This window comes from Pseudoduganella sp. HUAS MS19 (assembly GCF_053615455.1).
In genome coordinates, this window is record NZ_CM132133.1 from 6,089,025 (window position 1) to 6,104,196 (window position 15,172).

The 15,172-nt window shown below is 61.4% G+C and carries 16 protein-coding genes; 3 read left to right on the forward strand and 13 right to left on the reverse strand.

The window, feature by feature from the left end:
• Window positions 1–17: 17 nt before the first annotated feature.
• Together ACWBU6_RS27920 and ACWBU6_RS27925 are read right to left on the reverse strand one after the other, a co-directional pair.
• Complete coding sequence (locus ACWBU6_RS27920; protein WP_452646579.1) at window positions 18–611, reverse strand: ANTAR domain-containing response regulator; 594 nt, start codon at window positions 609–611, stop codon at window positions 18–20.
• 30 nt (window positions 612–641) lie between these two features.
• Window positions 642–1,196: a TauD/TfdA dioxygenase family protein gene (locus ACWBU6_RS27925; protein ID WP_452646580.1), complete on the reverse strand. Its 555-nt coding sequence runs from the start codon at window positions 1,194–1,196 to the stop codon at window positions 642–644.
• An 85-nt stretch (window positions 1,197–1,281) separates the two neighbouring features.
• On the opposite strand from ACWBU6_RS27925, the gene ACWBU6_RS27930 reads away from it, so the two are divergent.
• Window positions 1,282–1,893 carry a DUF2238 domain-containing protein gene (locus tag ACWBU6_RS27930; RefSeq protein WP_452646581.1) on the forward strand — a complete coding sequence of 204 codons (612 nt, stop codon included), beginning with the start codon at window positions 1,282–1,284 and terminating at the stop codon, window positions 1,891–1,893.
• A 1-nt stretch (window position 1,894) separates the two neighbouring features.
• The gene (locus ACWBU6_RS27935; RefSeq protein ID WP_452646582.1) at window positions 1,895–2,797 is read left to right on the forward strand and encodes an AEC family transporter; all 903 of its coding nucleotides are present in this window, start codon (window positions 1,895–1,897) and stop codon (window positions 2,795–2,797) included.
• Here the strand turns inward: ACWBU6_RS27935 and ACWBU6_RS27940 are convergent.
• The 3 genes from ACWBU6_RS27940 to ACWBU6_RS27950 form a co-directional block, all read right to left on the reverse strand.
• A complete protein-coding gene (locus tag ACWBU6_RS27940; RefSeq protein ID WP_452646583.1) occupies window positions 2,790–3,524 on the reverse strand; it encodes a pilin in 735 nt (244 codons plus the stop codon). The two genes, ACWBU6_RS27935 and ACWBU6_RS27940, sit on opposite strands and share 8 nt — an antisense overlap.
• Window positions 3,525–3,587: 63 nt before the next feature.
• The gene (locus ACWBU6_RS27945; RefSeq protein WP_452646584.1) at window positions 3,588–4,178 is read right to left on the reverse strand and encodes a UdgX family uracil-DNA binding protein; all 591 of its coding nucleotides are present in this window, start codon (window positions 4,176–4,178) and stop codon (window positions 3,588–3,590) included.
• Window positions 4,179–4,197: 19 nt separating this feature from the next.
• Window positions 4,198–5,652, reverse strand: a complete 1,455-nt coding sequence (locus ACWBU6_RS27950; RefSeq protein WP_452646585.1) for a flavin-containing monooxygenase — start codon at window positions 5,650–5,652, stop codon at window positions 4,198–4,200.
• 67 nt (window positions 5,653–5,719) lie between these two features.
• Here ACWBU6_RS27950 and ACWBU6_RS27955 point away from each other — a divergent pair, with 67 nt between their 5' ends.
• On the forward strand, window positions 5,720–6,646 hold the full coding sequence (locus ACWBU6_RS27955; protein ID WP_452646586.1) for an alpha/beta fold hydrolase: 927 nt from the start codon (window positions 5,720–5,722) through the stop codon (window positions 6,644–6,646).
• Here ACWBU6_RS27955 and ACWBU6_RS27960 read toward each other — a convergent pair.
• From ACWBU6_RS27960 to ACWBU6_RS27995, 8 genes are all read right to left on the reverse strand, one after another.
• Window positions 6,603–7,376, reverse strand: a complete 774-nt coding sequence (locus ACWBU6_RS27960) for a tetratricopeptide repeat protein (RefSeq protein WP_452646587.1) — start codon at window positions 7,374–7,376, stop codon at window positions 6,603–6,605. The genes ACWBU6_RS27955 and ACWBU6_RS27960 overlap by 44 nt on opposite strands.
• Before the next feature lie 162 nt (window positions 7,377–7,538).
• Window positions 7,539–8,192, reverse strand: a complete 654-nt coding sequence (locus ACWBU6_RS27965; RefSeq protein WP_452646588.1) for a carbonic anhydrase — start codon at window positions 8,190–8,192, stop codon at window positions 7,539–7,541.
• Window positions 8,193–8,196: 4 nt separating this feature from the next.
• On the reverse strand, window positions 8,197–9,318 hold the full coding sequence (gene dnaJ, locus ACWBU6_RS27970) for a molecular chaperone DnaJ (protein WP_452646589.1): 1,122 nt from the start codon (window positions 9,316–9,318) through the stop codon (window positions 8,197–8,199).
• Between the two features lie 85 nt (window positions 9,319–9,403).
• Window positions 9,404–11,347, reverse strand: coding sequence for a molecular chaperone DnaK (gene dnaK / locus ACWBU6_RS27975; protein WP_452646590.1), 1,944 nt, complete (start codon window positions 11,345–11,347; stop codon window positions 9,404–9,406).
• A gap of 70 nt (window positions 11,348–11,417) precedes the next feature.
• Entirely contained in the window at window positions 11,418–11,963 is a 546-nt protein-coding gene (grpE, locus tag ACWBU6_RS27980) for a nucleotide exchange factor GrpE (RefSeq protein WP_452646591.1), read from the reverse strand.
• A gap of 388 nt (window positions 11,964–12,351) precedes the next feature.
• A complete protein-coding gene (gene hemH, locus ACWBU6_RS27985; protein WP_452646592.1) occupies window positions 12,352–13,404 on the reverse strand; it encodes a ferrochelatase in 1,053 nt (350 codons plus the stop codon).
• 67 nt (window positions 13,405–13,471) lie between these two features.
• Complete coding sequence (locus ACWBU6_RS27990) at window positions 13,472–13,921, reverse strand: hypothetical protein (RefSeq protein ID WP_452646593.1); 450 nt, start codon at window positions 13,919–13,921, stop codon at window positions 13,472–13,474.
• Window positions 13,922–14,390: 469 nt separating this feature from the next.
• Complete coding sequence (locus ACWBU6_RS27995; RefSeq protein WP_452646594.1) at window positions 14,391–15,170, reverse strand: hypothetical protein; 780 nt, start codon at window positions 15,168–15,170, stop codon at window positions 14,391–14,393.
• Window positions 15,171–15,172: the final 2 nt, after the last annotated feature.

Sequence of the window (15,172 nt, forward strand, 5' to 3'; positions counted from 1 at the left end):
CGCACCACAACGGTGCATCAGCCGAGCAAATCCTCCGCATCCAGGATGCGCTGTGCCAGATCGGCCAGCTTCAGGTTCTTGTTCATGGCCATGCCTCGCAGCTTCTGGAAAGCCTGGTCTTCGGTCAGGCCCTGGCGCGCCATCAGGATACCCTTGGCGCGGTCGATCAGCTTGCGCTCGGCCAGCTTGAGGCGCGTGTCTTCCAGCTCGTCCAGCAGCTTCTGCTCGCGCTTGAAGCGTACCATTGCCACGTCCAGCACGGGCTTGATGCGTTCGGGCTGCAAACCCGCCACCACATAGGCGGAAACCCCTGCCGCCATTGCCGCCTCCATGGAATCGGCCTTGTCGTCTTCGGTGAACATGACGATGGGGCGACGCTCGTCGCGGGTGACAATGACGATATGTTCGAGCACGTCGCGTGCATCCGATTCGGCGTCGACGATGATCATGTCCGGCTGCAGGCGGGCGATGTGCTCGGGCAGGTGGAAATCGGCTGGCAGCGAGGCGACCAGGTCGTATCCTGCCTCCGCCAGGCCGCATTGCAGGGCGTGCGCGCGTGCCTCACTTTCGTGCGGCGGATGAATCAAAACGATGCGTAGATGGCGGCTCATGCCTCCCTTCTTGCAAGAACCGCGCCAGCTTTACATCATGGGGATGGGCATCAGGCTGTATTGATCCCAGAACAACAGGTCATCCGGCATCCAGGGGTGGCGGTACAGGTGCTGGAGACGGGTGGCGTGGGCCTGCAATTCCTGCAGCAATTCCTCGCTTTCGGCGGCGCTGGCGCCGACCACGCGCGTGGTCGCGGGATCGGCAACCAGCAGGGCGCGGCGGCCCGTCTCCGGATGCAGGCGCACCAGCGGCAGCGCGCCCGCCGCCCCGTCCTGCGCGACGCGCGCATTGTGGACCAGGCGCCGCAAGCCCAGGGGCAGCGTGTCATAGGCCATCTGCAGGTTTGCGAACAGGGCCGCCTCGCCGGCCGGCGCCAGCGATTGCGCGGCCAGGCGATGGCCGGCTTCGCGCTGCAGGCGCGGCGTGACGCGCTGGCCGCGGAAGACCAGCAGATGGTGGTCGCGCAGGGCCGATTGCAGGCGGACAGTGTTGTTGTCGTCCTGTTCCTGCCCGAGGTTGTAGCCGATGACTTCTGCACCCAGGGGCGCATCGAGGATGCGGATGTCGAAATGCTGCCAGTTCATGCAAGCAGTCTATGCGCCATGCATTGCGTTGGAAACGAATGGTTTTTGATATTAATATGCGCTTTTCGCAAAGCACAGGAACCGCATGAACACGACTATCTCCAGATCCCACCTCGCGCTGGCCGCCGCCGTGCTGGCCGTCCTGGCCTGGTCGGGCATTGCACCCTATGACCGCGCCACCTGGTGGATGGAAGTGGCGCCGGCGCTGATCGCCTTGCCGCTGATGGCGGCGACATACCGCAGCTATCGCCTGACCGACCTGCTGTATGTACTGATCGCCGCGCATTGCGTCATCCTGGTCATCGGCGGCGCCTACACTTATGCGCGGGTGCCGTTCGGCTTCGACCTGCAGCACTGGTTAGATCTGTCGCGCAACCCGTACGACAAGATCGGCCATTTCGCCCAGGGCTTCGTACCGGCCATGGTGGCGCGGGAAATCCTGCTGCGCGGTCGCTACCTGGCGCCGGGCAAGATGCTGGCCTTTGTGGTGATTGCCATCGTGCTGGCGATCAGCGCGGCTTATGAATTGATCGAATGGGGCGCGGCGGTGGCGCTGGGGCAGGGCGCGGATGAATTCCTCGGCACCCAGGGCGACCCGTGGGATACGCAATCGGACATGTTCACGGCGCTGCTCGGCGGCATTGCCGCCCTGCTGACGCTGTCCCGCCTGCACGACCGCCAACTGGCTGCCCGCTAGGATGCTTGGCTCGATCATCCCGGTCTTCCTGCTGATCATGCTGGGAGTGGCAATCCGCCAGTCCCGCTGGATGCCGGACGATTTCTTCCCTTCGGTAGAAAAGTTCTCGTATTTCATCGCCTTCCCGGCCTTGCTGTTCACCGGCATCGCGCGGCTCGACTTCCATGGGCGGATGGTGGGCGAACTGGCGCTGGCGACGCTGCTGCCGACTCTTGTCGTGGTCGGCCTCGCGCTGCTGGTGCTGTTGTTCTGGCACGGCCTGCCGGATCCAAGCCGCTCCTCCGTCGTGCAGGGGGCGATGCGGCCGAACAGCTATTTCGGGATTGCGGTTTCCGCCCTGTTCTTCCAGCCGCAAACAGCCGCGCTGGTGATGCTGGCGCTGGCCCTGTGCCTGCCGGTGGTGAACGTGGTGTCGATCCTGGCCCTGTCGTGGTGGAGCGGCAGCAAGGCGAACCTTGGCACGGTGGCGAAAACCCTGGCAACCAATCCCATCATCCTGGCAACGCTGGCAGGAATGATCTTCAGCCTTGGCGGGCTGGCCTTGCCGGCGCCCCTGATGAACACCCTCGATATCATCGGCAAATCGGCGCTCGCGCTGGGCCTGATCAGCGTCGGCAGCGGGCTGGTATTTTCCCTGCAGGGTTTACGGCCGGCGCTGCTGGCCTTCACTTGCGTGCTCAAGCTGCTGGTGCTGCCTTTCATCGCATACCGCGTGTGCGCAATGTTCGGCGTATCCGAGCCGGTAACGCTGGCGGCAGGTTTCTACTGCGCATTGCCGACAGCGCCCAACGCCTACATCATGGCACGCCAGCTGGGCGGCGATGCGCGCCTGATGGCGTCCCTGATCACGCTGCAAACCCTGCTGGCGGCATTGACGATTCCTTTGAGCCGGATGCTTACCTGATGCTGAACGGATCGGCTGCACTGTAGCGGCAGTCTTGCGGCAGCAGCGAGGCCGGGACATCGCCATGCAGGCAGCGCCAGTTGACGTAGCCCTCCTTGTCGACGCTTGGCGCCAGATAGAACGCTTTCCCTGCGACAGGCGGCCCGTCCAGCGTCATCTCGAGCTGCGCAGTTTCCTGGTTCAGTTCAATGCTGCGCACGCCAGCGGGAAGCGGCTCCGTGACGCCGGCTTCAGCCACGCTTGCGGGCAGGCGCTGATTCTTGACGATGAACGCACCGACATGGGATGCCACGCGCTTGGCGTGCATATAGACCATGAAGTTGGCTTTGTGCGTAACCCGATCCGAATAGGCCGGAATCGCCACGGCCGCCACGATGCCCAGGACCGGGATGATCATCAGGCAAACGCCCCAGATGCTCCAGCGGCGCTGCACGCGGTTGAAGTGTTCAATGCTGTCCCAGCGCCTCTTTTGCCAGGCCCATTCGCGTCCTTTCACGCCAAGGACAATGGCAATGATCAAACCCACGTAGGGGATCAGCGCCATCAGCCCGAACCAGACCCGGTTTCTGCCGGCCCAGATCCAGTTCAGGGCAAAAGCGCCCCACGACCATCCGGGAATTTCCGGCGGCACCGGGTATAAATCGCCCAGGCCCGACGTGTTCCCATCGGTGCGCTCCTCAATATGCGCTTGCGGAGCGGCATAGACATTCGCTACTTCATCCGGCATTTACGTCACTCACGTGTGTTCAAAAACACCACAATAGCAAGCAGCAACTGCAATGGCAACGTATCAGAGGTGACGCTTGGCTTCCAGCAGGGCGTCAATGATGGCCTGGCGGGCGGCGGCGCGCGCTTCGCTACTGGGAACGCGCAGCGCGTAGGCCGGGTGGTAGGTGGCGATGATCCAGCGGCCGCCGCGTTCGACGGCCTGGCCCATATAGTCCTTCAGCGCCACGCTGCCGCTTTGCAGGACGGATTTCAGCGCGGTCGCGCCCAAGGCGACGATGACGTCGGGCGCCACGCTTTCCAGTTCGGCTTCGAGCCAGTAGTGGCAGGCTGCCACCTCCTTCTGCGCGGGCGTCTTGTGCATGCGGCGCTTGCCACGCGCTTCCCATTTGAAGTGCTTGACCGCGTTGGTGATGTAGACCTGGCGACGGTCGATGCCGGCCGCCTCCAGCGCGTCGTCGAGCAAGTCGCCGGCGGGTCCGACAAAGGGCTTGCCGGCCAGGTCTTCCTTGTCGCCCGGCTGCTCGCCGACCAGCATCAGCTTGGCGCGGCGCGCGCCCTGCCCTCCGACGGGCTGCGTGGCATTGCGCCATAAATCGCAGCGGCGGCACTCATCCAGCGTGTGTGGCTGTTGCTCGTCCGGCCTGGCTTTCATCAGCCCATTGTACGAAGGCTCAGGCCGAGCGGCGCACGATGTAGCTGCCGATATCGAAACGCCGCGTGATGTGGCGGTAGTGAAAGGTGAAACCCGGCCATATCACAAGGTTGCGCCCGCGCGCATCGAGGTACCAGCTCTTGCAGCCGGTGTGCCAGACCGTGCCTTTGAGTTTTTCCTGCAGCTTGCGGTTATAGGCCCCCTGTGCCGACGCTTGCACTTCCACCGAATGCAAGCCCTCTTGCAGTACGCGCCGCACGCCATCCACCGCATAGCGCACCCCCGACTCGATCATGTAGATCATGGAGTTGTGGCCCAGCAGGGTATTCGGGCCGGTGATCATGAAGAAGTTGGGGAAGCCGGCAATAGTAGCGCCCTTGTAGGCGCCGGCGCCTTCTTCCAGCGCCTGGGCGAAACTGCAGCCGCCGCGGCCGCGCAGGTCGATCGGACCGTAGGCATGTTCGACGTCGAAACCGGTGGCGTAGATGATGACATCGACCGGGCGTTCCTCGCCGCTGCCGGTGACGATGCTGTGTTCGCGCAGCTCGCCGATGCCGTCCTTCAGCACCGCCACGTTGGGCTGCGACAGCGCGGGATAGTAGTCATTGGTGAGCAGCACGCGCTTGCAGCCCAGCGTGTAGCCGGGCACCAGTTTGGCGCGCAGTTGCGGGTCGGCGACCTGGCGCTTCAGGTGGCGCAGGGCTTGCCATTGCATGATCCTGGCCAGTGCCGGCAGGAAGATGAACAGCACCACGCGCGACTCGAATTGCACATAGTGCTTGGCGCGGTACAGCAGTTGCAGGGGCCGCACGCGGTCCAGCAGCCATTGCTCGACGCGGGTCACGGCACGGTCAGGGCGCGGCAGCACCCAATGCGCGGTGCGCTGGTAATGGTCGAGCTGCTGCACCTGCGGCTGGATCTGCGGCACGAATTGCACTGCGCTGGCGCCGCTGCCGATCACCGCCACGCGTTTGCCGCGCAAATCGATACCGTGGTCCCACTGCGCGGAGTGGAAACTCTGGCCGCGAAAGCGCTCGGCGCCGGGAAGACGGGGCACGCTGGGGCGGCCCAGCAGGCCGATTGCGAAGATCACCGTACGCGCGGACAGCTCGCCTTTGCTGGTGGCAATGCGCCAGCAGCCTTCCGTCTCGTCGAATTGCGCCGACTGCAGCGCCGTGCCGAGGCGCAGGTGGCGCTCCAGGCCGAAATCGCGCACCACGCGCCGGGTGTACTCAAGCAATTCGTCCTGGCGCGGGAACAGCCGGCTCCAGCGTGCGTTCTGCGCGAAGGAGAATGAATAAAGGTGGCTGGGTATGTCGCAGGCCGCCCCGGGATAGGTGTTGACGCGCCAGGTGCCGCCGAATACCTCATCCTTTTCCAGCATGATGAAGTTGTCGATGCCCGCTTCCTTCAGCTTGATTGCGCTGCATATGCCGCCAAAGCCGCTGCCCACGATGACCACGTCGTAATCCATTGCCGCCCCCAGGATGGTTTGGCAGACTATAATTTTGCATTAATTACAAGTCAATATGGAGGCATGAATGTTCTTCCTGTACGCATTGGGCGGGGCCGTACTGGCGCTCGCAGCGGCAGACCGGCTATTGCCAGGCCTGATGGCGCGCGCCGCGCTGGCGCTGGAGCGAAAGCGCTCCGGGCTCACGCTGCGGCGCGCCTCCCTGCCCTACCTGGAAGGCGGGGCGGGCCAGGAGGTGCTGCTGCTGGTGCACGGCTTTGCCGGCGACAAAGACAACTTCACGCGCATCGCGCGCTTCCTCACGCCGCGCTACCGCGTGATCATCCCCGACTTGCCGGGCTTTGGCGACGCGCGCCGCGATTGGTCCGCCAAGCACGACATGGCGGCCCAGGTCGAAAACCTGCGCGCCTTTATGGCGGAGCTGGGCGTACAGCGCTGCCATATGGGAGGCAACTCGATGGGCGGCTTCATCGCCGCCGAGTATGCGACGCGTTATCCGGAGCAGGTGGCGAGCCTGTGGCTGCTGGCCCCGGGTGGCACCGAGGAAACGCTCGAGTCACCGGCCTTCAAGCAATACCTGGCAGGAGGCGGCATGCCGCTGCTGGTGCCGGAGCCACGAAACTTCGACCAGCTGATGGCGGCATGCATGGCGAAGCCGCCCTTCTTCCCCTACTCCCTGAAGCACGCCCTGGCGCAACGTGCGGTCGCGGATTACCAGCTCCATCGCGAAATCATGAAGGAGCTGGTCGCATCGCCGCAACTGAGCGCTCCGATCGACACGCCCGCACTGATCGTATGGGGCAGCGAGGACCGCATCCTGAGTCCGAAAGCCGCACCAGTTACCAAGGCCTTGATGCCGAACGCCAGGCTGGTCGTCATGGAGGGAATTGGCCACCTGCCGATGCTGGAAGCGACGCGCCGCACGGCACGCGATTTCCTGGACTTCCAGCTTATGCTGGGCGGCCAGTCAGTGCAAACGCGCGCGTCCGCTTGAGAAATTCGTTGAACTGGCTGGCGTGCTCCGGGAAGCGCTCCTGGCCTTCAGTGAAAAGCGCTGCCGCCTCGTCGAGATGGCCCAGCTTCATCAGGCATTCGCCCTTGCAGAAGAAGGCCTGCATGCTTTCCGGACCGAGATAGAGCGACTCGTCCAGGTCGCGCAGCGCCTTTTCATACAGGCCCAGCTCCATGAAGGCGAAGGCACGCTTGTCCAGCGCGTCGCTGTAAGCTGGATACAATTCGATCGCCTTGCCGTATTCGTTGATGGCTTCGATGCTGCGGCCTTCGGCGGCATGCACCCCAGCGCGTTCGAAGTGTTCGGTGGCGCTGCGCATGATGGTACCGGCATCCTGACCCGTCAAACGGACATAGAGGTCGAAGTCCATATACTTCAAGCCTTGCAGCTCGCGCGCAGTGGCTGGCTGGTTGCCGGCCAGTTCCCAGCCGTCCGCAAACGTGGCGGCATCCTTCAACGCATGCGCCAAGCGGATCTCAGTCTGCGCCAAGAATGCCAGGTTTGGCTTGTCTGCACCGGGTTCATAAGTCAGGTAATGCGCAGCAGTGCCGTCCACTGCAAGAATTTTGGCAGCAGCCCAACCATCACCCGCAGGCTGCAACAGCACATCACCCACTTTCACCGTGAGATGCCGGCATGGCTTGAACTGCCTGGCCTGCCGCGACTTGCCGGCAGCCAGAGCCGCCCAGATAGTGGATAGCAATTTGATCATGCATGCAAGTGTACATGCATTTTGACAATTACCGACCGCATTGGGCCGTCACAAGTCTTGCGCGACCGCCCAGCAGGTGCCGGATTCCGTGCGCTGCCGCCACGTCAACAGGGCGAAACGGGGAAGCATCGAAAAAAGGCCCGCGTTGTGCGGGCCCCGGGGTCAGGAAGCGTATTGCGCCAGGCGGGCGTCAGTACAGGGCTGCAGGTCGGCCGGGGAGCTGATATTCATCCCCAGGTCGTTCAGCAGGCCGTCCTTCAAGCCGTACACGAAACCGTGCACGGTCAGTTCCTGCCCGCGGTCCCATGCGTCCTGCACGATGGTGGTCGAGCAGACGTTGGTCACCTGTTCCACCACATTCAGCTCGCACAGGCGCTCGCTCTGCTTGCCGACATCGGCCAGCGCGGCGCCGAGGTAGCGCTCATGCTTTTGCGCGACGTCCTGCACATGGCGCAGCCAGTTGTCGACCAAGCCGACGCGGCCGCCGGTCAGTGCGGTGTGCACGCCCTTGCAGCCGTAGTGGCCGACGATGATGACGTGCTTTACCTTCAGCACTTCGATGGCGAACTGCAGCACCGACAGCGAATTCAGGTCCGAATGGACTACCACGTTGGCGATATTGCGGTGCACGAACACTTTGCCAGGCGGCAGGCCAAGCAGTTCGTTTGCCGGTACGCGGGAATCGGAACAGCCGATCCACAGGTACTCCGGCGCCACCATCGACAGGTCGCGGAAGTAGTCAGGGTCTTGGGTGACCTTTTTCTCCGCCCATTTACGGTTGTTATCCAGCAGGTGCTTCAGTACGTCGTCGCTCATATACTCACTCGAAGAAGTCTTTGACCTTGTCCATGAAGGACTTGGTCTGTGGGCTATGCTTCGCACCACCTTCGGTGGTGGATCGCTCGAATTCGCGCAGCAATTCCTTCTGCTTGTCGGTCAGTTTGACCGGGGTCTCGACTGCGACATGGCAGAACAGGTCGCCCGGATAGCCGGAGCGAACGCCCTTGATGCCCTTGCCCTTGAGGCGGAAGGTCTTGCCGGACTGCGTGCCTTCCGGCACGGAGAACGATACTTTACCATCCAGCGTCGGCACTTCGATTTCGCCGCCCAGCGCCGCCTTGGCGAAGCTGATCGGCATTTCGCAGTGCAGGTCGTCGCCTTCGCGCTGGAACACCGGGTGCGGCTTGATGTGGATCTCCACATACAGGTCGCCCGGCGGCCCGCCATTGGTGCCCGGCTCGCCGTTGCCGGTGGAGCGGATGCGCATGCCGTTGTCGATGCCGACCGGGATCTTCACTTCCAACGTCTTGTTGCGCTTGATGCGGCCCGCGCCGGAGCACGATGGGCATGGCTCGGGAATGATCTTGCCGGTGCCGTGGCACTTGGGGCAAGTCTGCTGGATGCTGAAGAAGCCCTGCTGCATGCGGACCTGGCCGTGGCCGCCGCAAGTGTTGCAGGTGACCGGCTGGGTGCCCGGTTTGGCGCCGGAGCCGTGGCAGGTGTCGCACTTGTCCCAGCTCGGCACGCGGATGGTGGTGTCGAAGCCGTGGGCGGCCTGCTCCAGGGTGATTTCCAGGTTGTAGCGCAGGTCGGCGCCGCGATACACCTGCGGGCCGGAAGAGCGGCTGCGGCCACCGCCGAAAATGTCGCCGAAGATATCGCCAAAGGCGTCGCCAAAGCCGCCGAAGCCGCCACCGCCGCCCGCACCCATATTCGGGTCGACGCCGGCGTGACCGTAACGGTCGTACGCTTCGCGCTTCTCCGGGTTGGTCAGCATCTCGTAGGCCTCTTTGACCTCCTTGAACTTCTCTTCGGCCTCTTTGTTATCCGGATTGCGGTCCGGATGGTATTTCATCGCGAGTTTGCGATAGGCCTTCTTGATTTCGTCTTCGGAGGAGTTCTTAGCGACCCCGAGGATCTCGTAAAAATCACGCTTTGCCATGGTGTACCAATTTATGCGAAAAAGCCGAGCGAGCCCCGTCTGGATGCGTCGCTCGGCAGGTCAGATCATTGACCGGATTTGAAGCTTACTTGCTGTCTTTGACTTCCTTGAAGTCGGCGTCGACCACGTCGTCCTGGGCCGGCTTGGACTCCGCACCCGCGCCGGCCGCACCGGCGGCTTCGGCGCCGGCCGCGCCTTGCTGCGCCTGCATGTCGGCGTACATCTTCTCGCCCAGCTTCTGCGAGGCTTCGGACAGCGCTGCCACTTTGGCGTCGATCGCGGCCTTGTCGCCGTTCTTGATAGCGCCTTCCAGGTCGGTGATCGCAGCTTCGATCTTTTCTTTCTCGCCGCCTTCCAGCTTGTCGCCGTATTCGGTCAGGGACTTCTTGGTCGAGTGCACCAGGGCGTCGGCCTGGTTGCGCGACTCGGCCAGTTCCTTCAGCTTCTTGTCTTCTTCCGCGTTCAGTTCCGCGTCCTTCACCATCTTCTGGATTTCCTCTTCGGACAGGCCGGAGTTCGCCTTGATGGTGATCTTGTTTTCCTTACCGGTGGCCTTGTCTTTCGCGCCCACGTGCAGGATGCCGTTGGCGTCGATGTCGAAGGTCACTTCGATCTGCGGGGTGCCGCGTGCTGCCGGCGGGATGCCTTCCAGGTTGAATTCGCCCAGGCCCTTGTTGCCCGCTGCGATTTCACGCTCGCCCTGGTACACCTTGATGGTCACAGCCGGCTGGTTGTCGTCGGCGGTCGAGAACACTTGCGAGAACTTGGTAGGAATCGTGGTGTTCTTGTGGATCATCTTGGTCATCACGCCGCCCAGGGTTTCGATACCCAGGGACAGCGGGGTCACGTCCAGCAGCAGCAGGTCTTTGCGGTCGCCCGACAGCACTGCGCCCTGAATCGCGGCGCCCACGGCCACGGCTTCGTCAGGGTTCACGTCCTTGCGTGGATCCTTGCCGAAGAACTCTTTCACTTTTTCCTGCACCTTAGGCATACGGGTCATGCCGCCGACCAGGATGATGTCGTCGATGTCGGACACTTTCACGCCGGCGTCCTTGATCGCGGTGCGGCAAGGCTCGATGGTGGCGGTGATCAGTTCCTCAACCAGGGACTCCAGCTTGGCGCGGGTCATTTTCAGGTTCAGGTGGACTGGCGCGCCGTTCGCCATGGCGATGTAAGGCTCGTTGATTTCGGTCTGCTGCGAGGACGACAGTTCGATCTTCGCGCGCTCGGCCGATGCCTTGATACGCTGCAGGGCGATCGGATCCTTTTTCAGGTCCAGACCGTTGATCTTCTTGAATTCTTCGATGATGTAGTCGATCACGCGCTGGTCGAAGTCTTCGCCGCCCAGGAAGGTGTCGCCGTTGGTCGACAGCACTTCGAACTGCTTCTCGCCGTCCACGTCCGCGATTTCGATGATCGAGATGTCGAAGGTGCCGCCGCCCAGGTCGTACACGGCGATCTTGCGGTCGCCCTTGTCGGTCTTGTCCAGGCCGAATGCCAGTGCGGCTGCGGTAGGTTCGTTGATGATACGCTTGACGTCCAGGCCAGCGATACGGCCGGCGTCCTTGGTCGCCTGGCGCTGCGAGTCGTTGAAGTAGGCAGGCACGGTGATGACCGCTTCGGTCACGTCTTCGCCCAGGTAGTCTTCAGCGGTCTTCTTCATCTTGCGCAGCACTTCCGCCGAGATCTGCGGAGGAGCCAGCTTCTTGTCGCGCACGCCGATCCACGCGTCGCCGTTGTCGGCTTTGGTGATTTCGTAAGGCATCAGGGCGATGTCCTTCTGGACTTCCTTCTCCTGGAACTTACGGCCGATCAGGCGCTTGACGGCGAACAGGGTGTTTTTCGGGTTGGTGACGGCCTGGCGCTTGGCAGGTGCGCCAACCAGGATTTCGCCGTCGTCTTGGTAGGCGATGATCGAAGGGGTGGTACGCGCGCCTTCTGCATTCTCGATGACCTTCGGCGTGCCATTTTCCATGATGGCGACGCAGGAGTTGGTGGTGCCCAGGTCAATACCGATGATTTTGCCCATGATTTGTTCTTCCTTGTGTACTAAGTTTAATTACTTCTTATATGTGGAATTCGTGTTTCTTTTCAAGTGCTTACTTTGGCTGGGCAGCCGTCACGATGGCGGGACGCAGCAGGCGGTCCGCAATCATGTAACCCTTTTGCAGCACGGCCACAACGGTGTTGGCTTCCTGCTCGGCAGGCACCATGGCCACGGCCTGATGCTTGTTCGGGTCCAGCTTCTCACCGGCCGCCGGCATCACTTCGATCAGGCGGTTGCGCTCGAAGGCGGAATTGAGCTGTTTCAGGGTCATCTCGACGCCTTCCTTCAGCGATTCCAGGGTCGGGTTCTCGACTTTGAGCGCCATTTCCAGGCTGTCTTTCACCGGCACCATGGCTTCGGCGAAGCTTTCAACGGCAAATTTGTGGGCTTTGGCAACGTCTTCCTGGGCACGGCGGCGAATGTTCTCGCCTTCCGCCTTGGCGCGCATGAATGCGTCGTGCATTTCGGCCAGTTTCGCCTCGGTCGCGGACAGCTGCGCTTCCAGGTCGGACATCGCAGGGGCTTCAACTGGAGTCGTTTGCTCTTCTGCCTGCTCCACTTCCGGGTTCTGGCTTGGCTGGTTTTCCTGGTCTTGCATCTAAAAGACTCCTACAAAATCGTGTTTATCTGACATCTGTTGCTTAACGCACGGGCAAGAAATGGGGCTTGCCCCTTTCTTTTCAAGGGGTATTCTGCCCCCCGGTGCAAAGGCCCGGCGCACGCCGGTGGGACTGTTGTTGTAACTGTAGAGTTACAAATTTTACAAAGCTCGCAGATACGTAAACCGGGGGTTTTGACTAAGATGAATCTATGCGGCGCCTGGACGCCGCGTTCCCTCGGAGCGCATCATGAAGTTGCCGGTTATTACAGCTTCGATCATCGCGTGGAGCTTCCTTGCCACGGCGGTGATCGTCTTCAGCGAACTCTTCCCCTAACCAGTTATTTTAGCAGGTTAGCACTCACCACCCGCAAGTGCTAACAACTGGCTACCGGCGCAGCTTGCGCATGGACGACATGGTCGGCCAGCCGATCATGTGTTGTTCGGCAACCTCGGTCAAGGCAGCGATCCAGGCCGGATGGCTGTTCAGGCAGGGGATGTAGTTGAACTCCTTGCCACCGTTGGACAGGAAATCCTGGCGCACTTCCATTGCGATTTCTTCCAGGGTTTCCAGGCAGTCGCTGGTGAAGCCAGGGCAGATCACATCCAGCTTGCGCACCCCGCCTTTTGCCAATTGCGCCACAGTCGGCGCGGTGTAGGGTTGCAGCCACTCGGCCTTGCCGAAGCGGGACTGGAAAGTAACCAGGTAGTCGTTCTCGTTCAGGCGCAGCTTGGCTGCCAGCAGGCGGGCGGTTTCCATGCATTCGCGCTGGTAGGTGTCGCCCAGATCGATCGTGCGTTTTGGCACGCCGTGGAAACTCATGACCAGCTTTTCGCCGCGGCCGTTGGTTTCCCAATGCGCCAGCACGGTCTTCTTCAGTGCGTCTATATAGCTGTCGTGGTCATGGTAGTCGCGCACGAAGCGCAATTCGGGAATATTGCGCACCTTCTTATAGTGGCCGAACACGGCGTCGCTGACCGAGGCGGTGGTGGTACCGGAGTATTGCGGGTAGGCCGGCAGGATCAGGATGCGGTCGTGGCCATCGGCCTTGAGCTTGCCGAGGACTTCCGGCAGCGATGGGGAACCGTAACGCATGGCCATGGCGACCGTGACATCGTTGTGGCCGCGTTCGCCGAGCAGGCCGCGCAGCAGCTTGGCCTGCGCTTGCGTGTGGTATTTCAGCGGCGAGCCGTCGCTGGTCCAGATCGAGGCGTACTTCTCGGCCGACTGCTTGGAACGGAAAGGCAGGATGATGCCGTTCAGGATGAACCACCAGACCACCTTCGGGATTTCGACCACGCGCGGGTCGGACAGGAATTCTTTCAGATAGCGGCGCACGGCGCCGGGGGTCGGTTCGTCAGGGGTACCGAGATTGACCAGCACCACGGCGGTTCTGGAAACGGAGCCTGGCTGGAGGGCGGGTTCTTTGGCGAACGGCATCTTGGGCACTTTTTGTTATTCGTGGGCGCGCCATTATAAACCGGTACCCCAGGGTCTGGCCCAAGGGTCAGCGCCGCCTGTGCTGCGGCGGCTTCGGCCCTAGCGGGTCTTCGCGCATTGACTGCGCCAGCTGCCATTGGGTTGCGCCAGGCAGTAAAAGCCAGATGTGTTTCCATGCATTGCGTTTTGTCGAAGCGAGTTGATTGACCAGGCATGCTGGCGACGTCGCGTGACCATTGAAAATGATATGGTCGCCAACCACCAATGCATGGAATGTCTTGCGCTTGACGATAACTCGCAGCTTGGTCCCCTCTGGCAGGAACACATGCTTCCACTGATATCCACCCAGGAAGGCTGGTGACTCTTCCGGCGGCGGCAAACTTTGCTGCTCAATCCAGGCGGTGATCGCCTTGCTTGCCACCACCGCGACTTCTTCGCTTACGGTCGAGCCGTCAAGAAACCTGCAAAGGTCCTCGAATACTTTGAAAGTGACCGGGATGCTGATGGTAGGTTCCATTTTTCGCTCCTTCTTCGCGTTGTTGCGCAACGCTGCGCAATCGTGCACAAAGCCGCTCTTTGCTGCTCTTTAGCTGCTCCTTCGTGCTCCTTTGCTGCGCTTTTTTGCTCCTTTGCTGCGCTTTTTTGCTCCCGCGCCTGGGAGCAAAAAAGCGCAGTGAAAGAGCAAAAAAGAGCAGAAGAAGAGCACAAAGGAGCAGCGAAAGAGCAAAAAAGAGCAGCAAAGGAGCAAGAAAGAGCAGCAAAGAGCAGCTTTGCGTGGGTTATGCGAGCAAAATCCAAGGAGTCGGAATTAGGAGATACCCCCCGGAATCCTCCGATAGCTCGCAATGCGAAAGGCAACTGTTCCGGCCACCCAGCATTCATGCCGCAGTGTCTGCCCCCCAAGACGGGACCCAACCAACCGCCATACGCATCGTCATATGCGATCACGCGAGTGGAGTCGAGGACTAGAGGAGGAGGATGGTGGTTCACAGGCCCGCGTATATTGTTAGCAGGCCGCAACCGGATTCCGAAGCACGTTTGACGCGATCGGAGAACAACGGAAACAACTCGTCTTCGACCACGCCACGGCTCTCCCAACGCGTCAATTCGTCCCACAGACGCGTCACTTCACCAGGAGACAGGTAACCAGCGAAGGAGAGGTCATCATATCCCGGCCACATTGGTGACTCCGATGGCGACCAAACGCCAGGAATTAATCGCTGATAGAGAAACAGCAACTCAAAAAGTTCCTGGAGTTGTGCGGACGTGCCTTTCTCCCGACGCGTATAACTGTAGTGCGAGGTCTCCTGGCACCAGTTCACCTCGAATGCGGTTTCGAGGAATGTGTACTGGTTCTTCGTGCCTGCGACCTGCCGCGCCATAAAGCGGGCGTCAGTACTCGCGCAATAATCTCCAGCGTAAGGGTCGTAGCCCATTAGAGTAACTGCCGCGGATTGCTTGATCGCTTCTTCAAGCATATACGAGCTTGAATCCGGAGCCTCGCAATATCCCGAATACTCGGGATATTCGTGGAATTTGGCGCGAGAGTACGGCGGGCAAAGTGGTGCCGGGAACAGGGATAAGTACTCGGCAGGTGCAGCGTAACGATCGTCGAACAAATCCCCATACATGTCACCCGCGGGCAAGTACCGCGCGTAAAACTCGGCCGGCGTCATCGAACCAGCGAGAAGCGACAGCCATGCCGGGATAACGTCTTCCCAAAGCAGGCGCCAATCCACCGGAATTACGCAGCTATAAGAAGACATGG

What these genes read in the sequence shown, in the direction of transcription:
- ACWBU6_RS27920 (WP_452646579.1), bottom strand. Translation starts at nt 611, where the DNA reads ATGAGCCGCCATCTACGCATCGTTTTGATTCATCCGCCGCACGAAAGT.
- ACWBU6_RS27925 (WP_452646580.1), bottom strand. Translation starts at nt 1,196, where the DNA reads ATGAACTGGCAGCATTTCGACATCCGCATCCTCGATGCGCCCCTGGGT.
- ACWBU6_RS27930 (WP_452646581.1), top strand. Translation starts at nt 1,282, where the DNA reads ATGAACACGACTATCTCCAGATCCCACCTCGCGCTGGCCGCCGCCGTG.
- ACWBU6_RS27935 (WP_452646582.1), top strand. Translation starts at nt 1,895, where the DNA reads ATGCTTGGCTCGATCATCCCGGTCTTCCTGCTGATCATGCTGGGAGTG.
- ACWBU6_RS27940 (WP_452646583.1), bottom strand. Translation starts at nt 3,524, where the DNA reads ATGCCGGATGAAGTAGCGAATGTCTATGCCGCTCCGCAAGCGCATATT.
- ACWBU6_RS27945 (WP_452646584.1), bottom strand. Translation starts at nt 4,178, where the DNA reads ATGAAAGCCAGGCCGGACGAGCAACAGCCACACACGCTGGATGAGTGC.
- ACWBU6_RS27950 (WP_452646585.1), bottom strand. Translation starts at nt 5,652, where the DNA reads ATGGATTACGACGTGGTCATCGTGGGCAGCGGCTTTGGCGGCATATGC.
- ACWBU6_RS27955 (WP_452646586.1), top strand. Translation starts at nt 5,720, where the DNA reads ATGTTCTTCCTGTACGCATTGGGCGGGGCCGTACTGGCGCTCGCAGCG.
- ACWBU6_RS27960 (WP_452646587.1), bottom strand. Translation starts at nt 7,376, where the DNA reads ATGATCAAATTGCTATCCACTATCTGGGCGGCTCTGGCTGCCGGCAAG.
- ACWBU6_RS27965 (WP_452646588.1), bottom strand. Translation starts at nt 8,192, where the DNA reads ATGAGCGACGACGTACTGAAGCACCTGCTGGATAACAACCGTAAATGG.
- dnaJ (WP_452646589.1), bottom strand. Translation starts at nt 9,318, where the DNA reads ATGGCAAAGCGTGATTTTTACGAGATCCTCGGGGTCGCTAAGAACTCC.
- dnaK (WP_452646590.1), bottom strand. Translation starts at nt 11,347, where the DNA reads ATGGGCAAAATCATCGGTATTGACCTGGGCACCACCAACTCCTGCGTC.
- grpE (WP_452646591.1), bottom strand. Translation starts at nt 11,963, where the DNA reads ATGCAAGACCAGGAAAACCAGCCAAGCCAGAACCCGGAAGTGGAGCAG.
- hemH (WP_452646592.1), bottom strand. Translation starts at nt 13,404, where the DNA reads ATGCCGTTCGCCAAAGAACCCGCCCTCCAGCCAGGCTCCGTTTCCAGA.
- ACWBU6_RS27990 (WP_452646593.1), bottom strand. Translation starts at nt 13,921, where the DNA reads ATGGAACCTACCATCAGCATCCCGGTCACTTTCAAAGTATTCGAGGAC.
- ACWBU6_RS27995 (WP_452646594.1), bottom strand. Translation starts at nt 15,170, where the DNA reads ATGTCTTCTTATAGCTGCGTAATTCCGGTGGATTGGCGCCTGCTTTGG.